This is a genomic window from Bacteroides sp. 4_1_36, assembly GCF_003466325.1.
In the GTDB taxonomy this organism is placed as follows: Bacteria; Bacteroidota; Bacteroidia; order Bacteroidales; family Bacteroidaceae; genus Bacteroides; species Bacteroides uniformis.
Genome location: NZ_QSOX01000019.1, coordinates 1 through 14559, shown reverse-complemented (window position 1 = coordinate 14559; position 14559 = coordinate 1). Strand labels below are relative to the sequence as shown.

Sequence of the window (14559 nt, the reverse complement as noted above, 5' to 3'; positions counted from 1 at the left end):
AAACATCAGGTTCCCTCGTCCTCAACGAGGGATTTTTTTTATCTTTGCACTGTTAATAGAACCGCTTTCATGATAGACCAACCCACTATAGACAGAATTCTCGATACCGCACAAATATACGATGTCGTATCGGACTTCGTTACCCTGCGCAAACGCGGCGTGAATTATGTAGGACTGTGTCCCTTCCACGATGACAAAACCCCTTCTTTCTATGTATCCCCCGCCAAAGGGCTCTGCAAGTGCTTTGCCTGCGGAAAAGGAGGAAATGCAGTGCATTTCATCATGGAGCACGAACAGATGTCTTATCCTGAGGCGCTGAAATATCTCGCAAAAAAATACGGCATTGAAATCAAAGAACGCGAACTATCCAGCGAGGAGAAGATAGCACAGAGCGAACGGGAAAGCCTCTTCATTGTGAACAACTTTGCCCGTGACTACTTCCAGAATATCCTAAAGAACCACGTAGACGGACAGAGTATCGGCATGGCCTATTTCCGCAGCCGCGGCTTCCGGGATGACATCATCGAGAAGTTCCAGTTGGGCTATTGTACCGAGAGCCACGATGCCCTTGCCCAGGAAGCTTTGAAAAAAGGCTATAAAAAGGATTATCTTGTCAAGACCGGCCTCTGCTACGAGACGGACGACCACCGACTGCGCGACCGCTTCTGGGGGCGGGTCATCTTTCCGGTACACACTCTCTCCGGCAAGGTGGTGGCTTTCGGGGGACGTGTGCTTGCCGGCGCCACCAAAGGCGTCAAGGTGAAGTACGTCAACTCGCCTGAATCGGAAATTTATCATAAAAGCAATGAACTGTATGGCATATATTTTGCCAAACAAGCCATTGTGAAACAAGACCGTTGCTTTCTGGTCGAAGGTTATACGGATGTCATTTCCATGCACCAATCGGGCATAGAGAATGTGGTTGCCTCTTCGGGCACGGCATTGACACCCGGACAAATCCGGATGATTCATCGTTTCACCAACAATATGACAGTGCTCTACGACGGTGACGCTGCCGGTATAAAGGCCTCTATCCGAGGTATTGATATGTTGCTGGAAGAAGGCATGAACGTCAAAGTCTGCCTCCTGCCCGACGGTGACGACCCGGACTCCTTTGCACGCAAACACAATGCGACGGAGTTCCAGGCCTTCATACAAGAGAATGAAACGGACTTTATCCGCTTCAAAACCAATCTGTTGCTGGAAGATGCAGGAAAAGACCCCATCAAGCGTGCCGAGCTTATCGGAAACCTTGTGCAGAGCATTTCCATCATTCCCGAAGCCATTGTGCGTGATGTCTATATCAAGGAGTGCGCCCAATTATTGCACGTAGAAGATAAACTGCTGGTTTCTGAGGTTGCCAAGCGTCGCGAAAAGCAAGCCGAGCAACAAGCTGAGCGAGCAGAACGCGAGCGTCGGTCGGCCAATGCCGCAAGAGCCAATGCAGAAGCAGGTGTCAATGGCAGTCATACTGCAGCTACAGCTACCAGCCCCGACGCACAACAAGCTGGCTATCCGTCCGAATCACTGCCTGCCGGTCTCCCTTCCGAAACACCTCCACCTTTTCCACCCGAGGAAGAATATGTATCCTTCATCCCACAGGAGGGCAAGGAGGGCCAGGAGTTCTATAAATACGAACGACTTATTCTGAAGATGGTAGTGCTCTATGGTGAGCGGGTGATGTGCAATGTCACCAATGAAGAGGGGCAGGAAACCCCTATCACTGTAACTGAATATATAGTCAATGATTTAAAAGAGGACGAGCTTGCCTTCCACAATCCGCTTCACCGGCAAATCCTGACAGAGGCTACCGAACGTATCCACAATGAGGGTTTTACCGCCGAACGGTATTTTGTGGCGCATCCCGACCCCGTCATCAGCAAGCTGAGTGTGGAACTTATCAGCAACCGCTATCAGTTAAGGAAATCACAGATAGAACAAATGGTGACGGACGAAGAACGCCTCTATGAGCTAATTCCACGGTTAATGATAAACTTCAAATATGCCATCGTCTGCGAAGAATTGAAGCATACCCTATTTGCGTTACAGAACCCTGCCATAGCCAATGATGAAACCCAGTGTAACAGCATCATGGAGCGCTACAACGAATTGAACAAAGTAAAAAGCATCATGGCAAAGCGGCTGGGAGACAGAGTCATCCTGAATTTTTAAATTCAATTCGGGGAGTTCTCCGTCAAGAATTATGCCTGATTAAATTCATAAATTCCTCGCGGGTCTTCGCTTGGTTGAATGCTCCGGTAAAATCGGATGTAGTGGTAATGGAGTTCTGTTTCTCTACTCCGCGCATCTGCATGCACATGTGTTTGGCTTCCACAACAACCATAACCCCCAGCGGATTCAGCGTCTCCTGAATACACTCTTTTATTTGGAGAGTCATACGTTCCTGCACTTGCAGGCGGTGAGAGAAAATATCCACTACGCGGGCTATCTTGCTCAGTCCGGTAATGTAGCCGTTAGGAATATATGCCACATGTGCCTTTCCGTAGAAGGGAAGCATGTGATGTTCGCAAAGCGAGAAGAAATCAATGTCTTTCACAATCACCATCTGACTGTATTCTTCTTGAAACTTGGCTGAACGGAGTACCTCGTGAGGGTCCATATGATACCCTTTCGTCAACGACAACATGGCCTTCGCCACCCGTTCAGGTGTCTTCTGCAAACCTTCACGTCCGGCATCTTCACCCAACAGAGTAAGGATGCGGTGATAATGTTCCTTCAATTCATCTAATGAAGGAGATACAATTTCTTCTTTTCCTAACATGATAATTCTTTATAAGGGGATGTTTATCTGCTCTTTCACGATAGAAACTTCCTTGAATACACCAGTAGCCCGCAACTGACGCATCATGGCATCCGCTTCTTCGATACTGCGGAAATCTCCTGCACGGCACAGCCAACGAGGGGGATTGAAAGAGGTATAAACTGTAAGTTCGGGAAAATGTTCCTTGATGCGGGTAGCTACCGCATAAGCTTCGTTCTTGGCCTGACGGGTATTATTCCCTGCATAAACTTGTATGCGGTAACCCGAACTTTTAATCACTTTCTGCTCATCCGAACCGGCAGGAACATACTCCGAACCTATCAATGCCGCAATGCGTGCATCTTGATGGATAGTCACCTTGCCTTGTCCCGGCACATTACGTTCCAGGCTTTTCACAATATTATTCTGCGCTACAGAAATCGTTGCAAAAGCGAAACATGCAACTAAAAGTAAACCAAGCTTTTTCATGAGTCAATATCTTTATATAACGGAAAATGGAAAGCTGAAAATGGAAAACAGTTATGCAGATACGACATGCAATCCATTTTCAACTTTCAGCTTTCAACTATTTAATTAAAGGCATCGATGATACCCTTGAAGTCAGAAACCTTCAAGGCAGCACCACCAATCAGACCGCCGTCAACATCCGGGTTGGCAAACAGTTCCTTTGCATTAGAAGGCTTACAGCTGCCACCATAAAGGATAGAGCAGTTGTCAGCAATTTCCTTACCATACTTTTCAGCAATCAAGGAACGGATGAAAGCGTGGATTTCCTGTGCTTGTTCTGCAGTAGCAGTCTTACCGGTACCGATAGCCCAAACCGGCTCGTAAGCCAAAATAATCTTAGAGAAATCTTCGGCAGACAAAGAGAATACAGAAGCCAGCTGAGCGGCTACCACTTCATTCTGCTTGTTTGCTTCACGTTCTTCCAATACCTCACCGATACAGAAAATCGGAGTCAGACCGTTAGCCAAAGCCAATTTTACTTTTTCTTCCAGAATAGCAACTGTTTCACCATAGTAAGCACGACGTTCAGAGTGACCCAGAATGACATATTTTGCACCAGTAGAAGCAACCATAGCAGCTGATACTTCGCCGGTATATGCGCCTGACTCCTTGTCTGCACAGTTTTCTGCACCTACACCAATCTTGGCAGCGTCTACCAAAGGAGTAACAGATGCCAGGTGGATAAACGGAGTACAGATGATTACATCACAGTTAGGCTTTTCGTTAGCCAATGTTTCATTCAGTTCTTTTGCAAGAGCAATACCCTCTTGGAGGGTTTTGTTCATTTTCCAGTTTCCTGCAACAATGTTTTTTCTCATTTTGTTTTATTATTAAAAGGGTTAATGTATTTACTATTTGACAATTTACTATTTACTATTTGATACTATTGTTGTCTGAGGCGTTGTTTCTCTCGGCGCCTTACGACTAAAATATCGACACAAAGCACCATCATCAGAGGAAGGATGAACCACAGCAACACATAGCCTATTGTTTGTAAGTCACTTTCCTGCTTCTGCTTGCCCAATTCCAACTTGTCCAGGCTATCGGTCAGCACATATTCATCAGGCAGCCGGTTGTCACTCCACTTATTCAAAATTGTTCCGTCCTTTACCAACAGCAAACCGGGATTTGAACGGATAATGGTCTTCAGCGTAATATCATCTGTCTGGCAGAAAGGGTATTCTGCTCCAGTCTTGTCACGCCACAATTCTATCTCGTCTTCCGGAGATGAAGTCAAGGCATAAAAGCCATAACCATGCTCCACACTGTAATCGTATATTTCATTGATAAGGTCGATGTTACTGTCGTCCGCTCCTTCTATCCGATGGGCAACCAGCAGAAACGTATATCCTTTATCCGACAGTACGCTGTCCGTTATATCTTCCCATGTATCCAGACTCATCATGGAAAAATCGTGAATGGGAGGTTCATAACCTTTTTCCTTCAGTATCGTACGCGATTCTACAAACGTCCATGTACTGTCCGGATAGTTATCCAATGTAAATTCCTGACGCTTTCCTCCTTTTTCCAAAATGAACCGGCTTTCAAACACGCTTGGTTTAGCACCTTCCGGAATTTCCATGCCCGCCTTGATATTCGCTCCAATTCTGTAAGGTCGGAAATCAAGTATCGGCAAATTCTCCAGGCAATAGAAGGACAACGCAAACACAAATAGAAACGTATACATGGAAATCATCCACTCCATCTTCGGAGTAATGAAACGTACCAGTAAATCCTGCCACTTGAATACAGATACTGCCGCCACCAACAATACTACGTTCTTGCCGAAAGTCTGCCAATTGGTCAATATCCACGCATCACCGAAGCATCCGCAGTCGGATACCGGATTCGCCAAAGCCAGATAAAGTGTCAGCGGAGTCATTACAACCATCAGCAATAATGCCAATGCAGATGCCACCTTCCGGCGTATACCCAAAAACAAGAAAACACCTACACTGAACTCTATGGCAGACAACGCTATCCCTACCAGCAAGGGCGCATAAGAAGGAAACCAGGAAATCATGCCGAAAGCCGTCAGGTAATCTTGAATTTTATAGAAGAAACCCAACGGATCAACAGCTTTCACAAATCCGGAAAATATGAACAAAGCCCCCAGCAGAAAACGGCAGAGGTTCACCCAAACTTTCCCGACAATATGTTTCTTGTCAATCTCCAAATTTAATCTTAATTAAGCCGAATACAGAATAGTTAATCATATCCATATAGTTGGCATCAATACCTTCCGAAACCAAAGTCGCTCCGGACAAGCTTTCAATCTGCTTTGTCCGGTAAATCTTCATCAATATCAAATCCGTATACGAACTGATACGCATACTACGCCAAGCCTCATCATAGTCATGATTTTTGGCAAGCATCAGCTCCAAAGAGGTTTTGGCATATTTGTCATACAGCACCAATGCCTCTTCATTGGTCATATCGGCAGCTTCGGCATAACCAAGTTCCAACTGTATCAGCCCTACAATTCCATAGTTGACAATAGCTATGAATTCAGAACGGATGCCTTCGTCTACCAAAGTCACCCCTTTCGTTTCAATACTTCTGATACGGTTGGCTTTGATGAATATCTGATCTGTTACGGAAGACGGACGAAGAATGCGCCACGCCGGACCGTAATCATGAAGTTTCTTAGAGAACAAGTCACGGCAAACCGCAATGACATGTTCAAATTGTTGCTTGGTATCTTTCATTTCCTTTTTTCACAGTGCGCTGCAAAGATAGGAATAATTAAAGAAAAAGAAAAAGAGGGCACTCTAAAATCTATTAAAGTACCCTCTTCTATAGAGATTGTTTACGTTTTTATGAGCAGCGCAGTACTTGTCCCGGTCTCAGGATTGTTTTACGCGTAATTCTGTTCAGTTTGCAAAGCTTGTCGATGGAGGTTCCCTGACGTGCTGCAATCCGTCCCAATGTGTCTCCCTTCTTTACCTTATAGAACAGACCTTCACCCGATGCCATGCTACGCGCCGTACCGGAAGAGCCTTTTGTTTTATGGAAAGTATAGGAATCAGCTACGATATCCTGCTTTTCAAAATCAAACATAAGCGCAGGATTGATGGGAATACCCAAGAAACGGGTTTCAAAGTGAAGGTGTGAACCGGTAGAACGTCCGGTATTTCCTCCCAATGCAATCGGTTCGCCGGCTTTTACCAACTGGTTTGTATCAACTAATTGTTTAGACAAGTGTCCGTAAACGGTTTCCAAGCCATTGTCGTGACGAATAACGACGTATTTGCCGTATCCACGACGACCTTGATTCTTGACAACGCGTACTTTTCCATCAAAAGCCGCACGGATTGTATCGCCTACATACACCTTGATATCCAAACCATAATGAGCTCTTCTTCTCCGGGGACGGTAACCGAATACATCTGTGATACGGGTATTGGGAGTAGGCATACAGAAACCTGTCAAATCAAATGTATAGCTCTCAGGCACAATCGCATTGCCATAGGCTTGTACGAATTCGTTGTTCCAGTTGGGATACAAATCCAAACCCGGATACAATGATTGTTCTGCACGTATCTGTTTTTGCAAAGCCAGTGAATCAACACTCTTAAGTTTTCTGTCGATAGGGGCCTGGCGGGCAATCAGGTCTTGCGAGAAAGAATTCAAGCTAACCATTGCCGTCGCAGCCAATAAAGCAGTTTTTATCCAATTAAAATTCATCCGTTTCGTCATTCATTTTGATATCCGTTGCAAGCATCTCGGCAAATCAAACACCACCTGTTCTATGCGAATATCCAGATTGATTTTCAAAAATTCTCCCAAAGGTAACATTTCTCTCTGAAAAACGACATCAGTCATTAACTATTTTTTCGAAGTGGAGGGAACTACAAGGCCCGCAAAGAAGCCTTAATTCCCTATGGATAGGAGATTTACAAGCAAACATGTTTTACAACATAAAATGCAATAAAAGTGCATGTTTAACCGTTTTTTCAGCTAATGGCAGCCCAATTAATGTTCGTTTTTCTCAACGCTTTCAGTTGTCGCCACAAGACCTCATTCTCAGGCAACATGCCATGTGGATCTGCATCCACCACCGTTTGCGCCACTTCACGGACATATTGCAGCAATTGTCCGTCACGGGCTATATCGGCAATCTTCAGGTCGAAAGCAATGCCGCTCTGCTGTGTCCCTTCCAAATCTCCAGGACCACGTAGTTTCAAGTCTGCTTCCGCTATTTCAAAGCCGTCATTAGTCCGCACCATTATCTCCAAACGCTTCCTTGTATCCTCCGCCAACTTGTAGCCGGTAACCAGGATACAATAGGACTGGTCAGCTCCACGTCCTACACGTCCCCGAAGCTGATGAAGCTGGGACAGCCCGAAACGCTCGGCGTTCTCAATCACCATCACCGAAGCATTGGGCACATTTACACCTACCTCAATCACGGTGGTAGCCACCATTATCTGTGCCTCGCCGGATACAAACAATTGCATCTGAGCATCCTTTTCAGCAGGTTTCATCTTTCCATGTACCTTGCAAACCCTATACTCGGGAAACTCTTCACAAACATGCAGATACCCTTCTTCAAGGTTCTTTAAGTCAATCTTTTCGCTTTCCTTAATCAGCGGGTAGACAATATAGACCTGCCGGCCTTCGGCAATCTGCTTGTGCATGGACTGATACAAGCTTATCCGACGGCTATCAAACTGATGAAGAGTGACAATCGGTTTACGTCCGGGAGGCAATTCATCGATGACAGACACATCCAAATCGCCATAAAGCGTCATTGCCAATGTACGGGGAATCGGGGTTGCCGTCATCACCAATACATGGGGAGGCTGCACATTCTTTGTCCACAACCGTGCCCGTTGGGCCACACCGAAACGATGCTGCTCGTCAATCACAACCAAACCGAGCGAAGCAAAATTCACCGTATCTTCAATGACGGCATGGGTACCTATCAGTATATGTATGTCTCCCGTCAACAAACCGACAAGGATAGCTTCGCGCCGCTTGCCCTTAACAGAACCGGTCAACAGTTCCACACGTACCTCCATTCCATACAGCAGCTCACGGATGGTTTCATAGTGCTGGTTTGCCAAAATCTCGGTAGGTGCCATCATGCATGCCTGAAAACCATTATCGAGCGCCATCAACATACTCATCAGTGCGACAAGCGTCTTTCCACTTCCCACATCCCCTTGCAGCAAGCGGTTCATCTGCTTTCCTGAGCCTACATCCTTACGGATTTCCTTCAATACCCGCTTCTGTGCATTGGTCAGTTCAAAAGGAAGATTACGGGAGTAGAAGGTATTGAACACTTCGCCCACCCTTTCAAAAATATAACCGCGATATTTCCGCTGACGGTCTTTTGCATACCTCAGGATATTCAACTGTACGTAAAAGAGCTCCTCAAACTTCAGGCGATACTGTGCCTTACGCAATAAATCCGGATTAGCGGGAAAGTGTATATTGACCAAAGCTTCCGTCAACGGCATCAGATGATGCTCGGCAAGTATAGCGGGAGAAAGGGTCTCGGGCAACGGCTCACGCAACTGCTGCACCACCGTATTCATCATCTTCTCGATGGCATGCGAATTGAGAGAACTCCGTTTCATCTTTTCAGTCGTATTATAATAAGGTTGTAACCCCATGGACGACAATTTCAAATCCGAAGCAGAGTCTATATCCGGATGAGCCATATTTATTCTACCATTGAAGAAGGTCGGTTTTCCGAACACAATATATTCCTGATGCACTTTATACTTCCCTACCAAATATTTGATGCCCTGGAACCAAACCAGGTCCACCACCCCCGTACCGTCCGAGAAATGAGCAATCAACCTGCGCTGGCGCCCTTCTCCAGCCGTCTCAAAACTTAGTATTTCACCTTTCAGCTGAATATAGGGCATCGTCCCATCGATCTCCTGAATATAATAAATCCGACTGCGGTCTACATATTTATATGGAAAGTAATATAGCAAATCGTGCAAGGAGTAAATGCCCAATTCCTTATTGAGCACCGAAGCACGCTGCGGCCCGACGCCCGACAAATATTTTATGTCACGCGTGGCTAAATCGAACATGAACCTATCAGAGCTGTGGCTATTTTTAAATCAAAAGGAGTGGTTATTTTAATGTTTTCCCGGTTTCCCGGCGTCAAAAAGACAGATACACCCAATGCCTCCACCACAGAAGCATCATCGGTAAAATGGGGTGTATAGGGCTGCTCGTATGCCGCTTTCAGCAGTTCCGCATCAAAAACCTGGGGAGTCTGCACCAATCTATAATCATCCCTGCCGACAGTCACACTGCTTTCCCCTTCCATACGGCGAACGGTCTCTACCACACCGATTACCGGAATTACGGCCTTTTTCTCGGCCGCCAAGTCATAACAGCGTGCAATCACTTCCCGGGCCACGAACGGACGCACCCCATCGTGCACACCGACCAAAGCAGGTGTCTTGACCAAAGCCAAACCGTTCTTTACGGAGTGGAACCGCGTCTCCCCCCCATCTGCAATGGCATGCGGCAATGAAAAACGGTACTCCCTGCACAGCTGCCTCCAGTAATCCTGCTGGCTGTGGGGAAGTACCAATATTATCCGTATCTCAGCATTGTAGTCATAAAACGCCTCCAGAGTGCGCATCAAAACAGGTTTCCCCCCTATCGGGAGAAACTGTTTGGGGAGTTCGGTCCCCATGCGCAACCCCTTACCACCGGCAACAATCAGAGCATACTGAACCATTTATGATTTATGATTTATGATTTATGATTTATGATTTAAAATCATAAATCCGTTACGCACATAGCTTCTTTCAGTTCCTGCACCTTCTCTTTGCCTTGCAACAGCTCCACTACGGCCAATGCAAACTCCATGGCAGCGCCCGGTCCTTTACCAGTGATGATATTGCCATCTCTTTCTACCGGAGCACCCGTACATTCGGCACCTTCCAAATACTGTTCAAAGCCGGGATAGCAAGTAGCCTTCTTGCCTTTCAGCAATCCCAGCTTACCCAATACCATAGGAGCCGCACAAATAGCAGCAATCGGTTTCTGCTCTTGGGCAAAACGCAGTACCAGATTACGCAGTTCTCCACACTTCTCCAAAGTGGACGCACCCGGCATACCGCCAGGCAATAATACAAGCTCTGCATCAAAGAAGTCGCAGTTCACTACATTCTTATCGCACAAGACCGGAACATCGTGTGCTCCCGTCACTATTTCATCAGGGGTTACCGTCACCATTTCTACGTTCAGTCCGGCGCGTCTCATCACATCCACAGAAGTAAAAGCTTCTATTTCTTCAAATCCGTCGGCAAAAAAAACATAAACTGTACCCATAATTGTTCCTCCTCTTATTTTAGATTAAAATAATACGTTATTGTTCCCGTCTGATTGTTCAAGCCGCTTACCGCATTGAAACGGGCTTTCTTGGCAGCATCCTCCGCCGCTTTCCGCAATGCGGGATTGACGGTATTGGTCTGGCGGTTGATGCTGGTTGCTATCACATGTCCGGCAGGGTTCACTGTGATGGTCACCACAACCCTACCTTCATCCTGCACATTATATACCGGCCGCGGCAATCCGCCCTCACCAAGAGAACGTCCGCCCAAATTAAACGAGCCGTAGCCTCCCGTACCCGAAGTGGCTCCGGACGGAGCATTTCCCGTAGGACTTCCTTGAATACCTTCGCCTTCCGTATCGCCTTTACTACCCATTTGGGCACCTTTGCCAAAAGCGCCAGCTACCCGTTTACGGGCAGCTTCCTCGGCTTCCTTACGTTCCCGTTCGGCTTTTGCCGCTGCCAGTTTGCGGGCCTCTTCCGCTTTTTCGGCTTCCGTCTTTTCCGGTTTCTTCACCTCCTCCTTTTTCTTGGGTTCGGCTTTGGGCTTTATGGCAACGGTTTCTTCAGTTTCCTGCGTAATGATGTCCTGCTCCACCGTTTCCTGCACCTGAGGAGCGGTTTCCTCCGGCATGACATCCACCTTTACTAAAGAAGGGTCGGCAGCGCCCAGTGCATCGGGCACCTCTCCCAGCATAACGGGTACACCGCCTTCTTCCGAGGGTTCCGGCGGTGTGAATCCTACCAGTATCAGAAGGGCAATAATGGCAACATGCACCACAAGTGCACCTGCCATACCTATATATTTTCCTTTCTTCTTCCGATTCACCATTGCATTTACAATTTAGCCATGTACAATGTACGATTTAGTTTTCCGGTGGTCGTGTAGCCAGCACCATCTTGAATTTATTCTCGTTTGCAATGTTCAGCACCTTCACGATTTCCCGGTAAGGCACTGTTTCGTCAGCATACAAAGCTATATACATTTCAGGCTCCCTCTCCGCACACGATTGTAGGAAAGGAGTCAATTCTTCAAGCGTCAGAGACAGTTCCTTGTCATTGCCAAAAGCAGCATAATAATTCAGATTCTTATCTATGATGACTCTTGTCAAAGGCTTTGCAGAAGTCTGTTGCTTTCCCTGCGGCAGCAGTACCTTGATAGCATTGGGCGATACCATGGTAGATGTTATCATAAAGAAAATCAGCAGCAGGAAAATCAGGTCCGTCATGGACGCCATACTGAAATTGGGTGATATTTTAGCTCTACGTTTTAACACGCCTTTAAGTTTTAATTCTTAATTCTTTAATTAATCATTTCGCCGGTTCGTTCAACAAATCCATGAATGCCATTGTCTTGGCTTCCATCTTGTTGACCACGCCATCTATCAATGTCACCAGGTAATTGTAGGCAAACATAGCTATGATACCGACTATCAAACCGCCCACCGTAGTAATCATCGCCTCATAAATACCACCGGAAAGCAACGTTATATCAATATTATTTCCGGCATTTGCCATTTGCCAAAATGCACGTACCATACCCGTCACCGTGCCAAGGAAGCCTAGCATAGGAGCGCCACCGGAAATCGTGGCCATAATCGTCATTCCCTTCTCCAGTTTGGCAACCTCAATATTACCCACATTCTCGATGGCAGCCTGCACATCGTTCACCGGGCGTCCCAAACGGCTGATACCCTTTTCAATCATACGGGCCGAGGGAGTATCCACACTGCGACAATAAGCAATGGCAGCTTTCAATTCCCCACCCAAAATATAATCCTTTATTTTATCCATGAACTGAGGGTCTTCTTTCCCCGCCTTCCGGATAACATAATTACGTTCAAACAAGATGTAGAAACAAAGTACGGACATCAAACCCAAGACAATCATAATCCAGCCACCTTTGATGGCCATGCTCCATAAATTCATTTCGTCGGAAGCGTTTACTTGTGTCAGTACCGGATTGGCACCTGCAATAGAGTCAGTCAGTGCCGGAGCCACTTGGGCCAATAACAACATTACATTCATCAGCGAAGACAGTTTTTATATTCCTTGACCGTACGCTCCAATCCCAGATACAACGCGTCACTAATCAGCGCATGCCCGATGGATACCTCGTCCAGCCACGGAATGTTTTGATAAAAATAATTCAGATTCACCAGACTCAGATCATGTCCGGCATTCAGCCCCAGACCTAAGCTGCGGGCCACCTTGGCAGCCTCGACAAAAGGAGCTACAGCCGCTTCCCGTCCTTTGGGATAAGCCGTAGCATAAGGTTCCGTATATAGCTCCACGCGGTCGGCACCGGCTTTGGCAGCATATTCTATCATTTCGGCATCGGTGGAAACAAATACGGAAGTACGGATACCAGCATTGTTGAACTCATCCAACACTTCGTTCAAGAAGTCAAAATGGGTCTTGGTATCCCAGCCTGCGTTTGAAGTCAGCTGTGTAGGGCTGTCGGGCACCAAAGTTACCTGATGCGGTTTCACCTTCAAGACCAAATCCATAAATTCGGGTGTAGGATAACCCTCGATATTGAACTCTGTCCGCAGCAACGGCCGCAAATCATATACATCCTTACGGCGGATATGCCTCTCGTCAGGACGGGGATGCACCGTAATGCCATCAGCACCAAAGTCTTCACAATCCAGCGCTACCTTCACAACATTCGGGACATCACCTCCACGGGCATTGCGCAGCGTTGCCACCTTATTTATATTAACGCTTAATCTAGTCATAATTCGGTTTATAGTTTGGGACAAAAGTACAAATAATAGTTATATATTGGCAGCATTCTGAGAAAAAAATAGCATCTTTGCACTTCAATCCAACAGAATTGATTATGAAATTTGCCATATTCGGAAATACCTACCAAGCAAAGAAATCCTCGCATGCAGAAAACCTCTTCCGGTTGCTCGGACAGCATAATGCACAGCTCTGCATCTGCCGGGAATTCCATCACTTCCTGACTACCGATTTACATTTAAACATACCTGACGCCGAATTGTTTGACGGAGATGATTTCTGTGCCGACATGGTTATCAGCATCGGTGGCGACGGCACTTTCCTGAAAGCAGCCAGCCGTGTAGGAAAGAAGAATATCCCCATATTGGGCATCAATACCGGCCGGCTGGGTTTCCTTGCCGACATCTCACCGGAAGAGATGGAAGAGACCTTCGATGAAATCTACAACAACCACTATAAGGTGGAAGAGCGTAGTGTACTGCAATTGAGGTGCGACGATGAACGCTTGATGCAATCCCCTTACGCCCTCAATGAGATAGCCGTATTGAAGCGGGACAGTTCGTCCATGATCAGTATCCACGCCGCCATCAATGGCGCTCCGTTGACCACTTATCAAGCTGACGGCCTAGTTATCTCCACACCTACCGGTTCCACCGCCTACTCACTCAGCGTCGGCGGTCCGGTCATTGTGCCCCACAGTAAAACCATTGCCATCACCCCGGTGGCTCCACACAGCCTCAACGTCCGTCCCATCGTCATTTGTGACGACTGGGAAATTACACTTGATGTGGAAAGCCGCAGCCACAACTTCTTGGTTGCCATCGACGGCCGTAGCGAGTCCTGCAAAGAAACGACCCAGTTGCACATCTCACGTGCCGACTATAGCATAAAGGTAGTGAAACGGTTCAACCATATTTTCTTTGATACCCTTCGCAATAAACTAATGTGGGGGGCGGACATCAGATAAGCCTATATCACTTCATTCACTCCAGCAGGATAACTTATTTACCTCAGTGGGGAACTCCATTTACCCCAGGATGTAACTACCTTTACCCCGATATGTAACGGCCTTTACCCCGGTGTGTAAAGAGTCTTTCCCCGGCATGTAACGTCTTTTACATAAGGATGTAACAACGCTGTAAATGTAATGTATGTCTTTTCCTGATTTAGCTAGACGCTTTTTCTTTTTATAACCGATATCAGTAGACGG

At 46.6% G+C, this 14559-nt stretch carries 16 protein-coding genes; 2 read left to right on the top strand and 14 right to left on the bottom strand.

Annotated elements, in window-relative coordinates; genetic code table 11:
* Positions 1-69 precede the first annotated feature (69 nt).
* On the top strand, positions 70-2172 hold the full coding sequence (dnaG, locus tag DXD65_RS15990) for a DNA primase (RefSeq protein WP_117887784.1): 2103 nt from the start codon (positions 70-72) through the stop codon (positions 2170-2172).
* A 22-nt stretch (positions 2173-2194) separates the two neighbouring features.
* Here the strand turns inward: dnaG and folE are convergent, their stop codons facing one another.
* The 13 genes from folE to DXD65_RS15925 all read right to left on the bottom strand — a co-directional run bounded on the left by folE (position 2195) and on the right by DXD65_RS15925 (position 13342).
* Entirely contained in the window at positions 2195-2782 is a 588-nt protein-coding gene (gene folE / locus DXD65_RS15985) for a GTP cyclohydrolase I FolE (RefSeq protein ID WP_005829983.1), read from the bottom strand.
* A gap of 9 nt (positions 2783-2791) precedes the next feature.
* Positions 2792-3250, bottom strand: a complete 459-nt coding sequence (locus tag DXD65_RS15980) for an SPOR domain-containing protein (protein WP_005829980.1) — start codon at positions 3248-3250, stop codon at positions 2792-2794.
* A gap of 101 nt (positions 3251-3351) precedes the next feature.
* Positions 3352-4107 carry a triose-phosphate isomerase gene (gene tpiA, locus DXD65_RS15975; RefSeq protein WP_005829974.1) on the bottom strand — a complete coding sequence of 252 codons (756 nt, stop codon included), beginning with the start codon at positions 4105-4107 and terminating at the stop codon, positions 3352-3354.
* Between the two features lie 65 nt (positions 4108-4172).
* A complete protein-coding gene (locus tag DXD65_RS15970; protein WP_057258797.1) occupies positions 4173-5465 on the bottom strand; it encodes a BT_3928 family protein in 1293 nt (430 codons plus the stop codon).
* On the bottom strand, positions 5455-5997 hold the full coding sequence (locus DXD65_RS15965; RefSeq protein WP_057258796.1) for a DUF1599 domain-containing protein: 543 nt from the start codon (positions 5995-5997) through the stop codon (positions 5455-5457). Before DXD65_RS15965 ends, DXD65_RS15970 begins: the two co-directional genes overlap by 11 nt.
* Before the next feature lie 109 nt (positions 5998-6106).
* Positions 6107-6976, bottom strand: a complete 870-nt coding sequence (locus DXD65_RS15960) for a M23 family metallopeptidase (protein ID WP_005837478.1) — start codon at positions 6974-6976, stop codon at positions 6107-6109.
* Positions 6977-7245: 269 nt separating this feature from the next.
* Positions 7246-9342 (bottom strand): ATP-dependent DNA helicase RecG, encoded by a 2097-nt coding sequence (gene recG, locus DXD65_RS15955; RefSeq protein ID WP_057258795.1) that lies wholly within the window; start codon positions 9340-9342, stop codon positions 7246-7248.
* Positions 9330-10004 (bottom strand): 2-C-methyl-D-erythritol 4-phosphate cytidylyltransferase, encoded by a 675-nt coding sequence (locus tag DXD65_RS15950; RefSeq protein WP_005833354.1) that lies wholly within the window; start codon positions 10002-10004, stop codon positions 9330-9332. The genes recG and DXD65_RS15950 overlap by 13 nt, the downstream gene beginning before the upstream one ends.
* Positions 10005-10045: 41 nt before the next feature.
* Positions 10046-10600, bottom strand: a complete 555-nt coding sequence (locus DXD65_RS15945) for a DJ-1 family glyoxalase III (protein WP_005829959.1) — start codon at positions 10598-10600, stop codon at positions 10046-10048.
* Positions 10601-10614: 14 nt separating this feature from the next.
* Positions 10615-11433, bottom strand: coding sequence for a TonB family protein (locus DXD65_RS15940; RefSeq protein ID WP_005829957.1), 819 nt, complete (start codon positions 11431-11433; stop codon positions 10615-10617).
* Between the two features lie 34 nt (positions 11434-11467).
* On the bottom strand, positions 11468-11878 hold the full coding sequence (locus DXD65_RS15935) for an ExbD/TolR family protein (protein ID WP_005833355.1): 411 nt from the start codon (positions 11876-11878) through the stop codon (positions 11468-11470).
* A 34-nt stretch (positions 11879-11912) separates the two neighbouring features.
* The gene (locus DXD65_RS15930; protein WP_005833356.1) at positions 11913-12629 is read right to left on the bottom strand and encodes a MotA/TolQ/ExbB proton channel family protein; all 717 of its coding nucleotides are present in this window, start codon (positions 12627-12629) and stop codon (positions 11913-11915) included.
* Positions 12629-13342: a pyridoxine 5'-phosphate synthase gene (locus DXD65_RS15925; protein ID WP_005833357.1), complete on the bottom strand. Its 714-nt coding sequence runs from the start codon at positions 13340-13342 to the stop codon at positions 12629-12631. Before DXD65_RS15925 ends, DXD65_RS15930 begins: the two co-directional genes overlap by 1 nt.
* A 104-nt stretch (positions 13343-13446) precedes the next feature.
* Here DXD65_RS15925 and DXD65_RS15920 point away from each other — a divergent pair, with 104 nt between their 5' ends.
* Positions 13447-14316, top strand: a complete 870-nt coding sequence (locus DXD65_RS15920; RefSeq protein ID WP_009037868.1) for an NAD kinase — start codon at positions 13447-13449, stop codon at positions 14314-14316.
* Between the two features lie 60 nt (positions 14317-14376).
* Here the strand turns inward: DXD65_RS15920 and DXD65_RS21315 are convergent.
* Positions 14377-14559, bottom strand: a 183-nt coding sequence (locus DXD65_RS21315) for a hypothetical protein (protein WP_233556153.1), incomplete at its 5' end; no start/stop codon positions are given.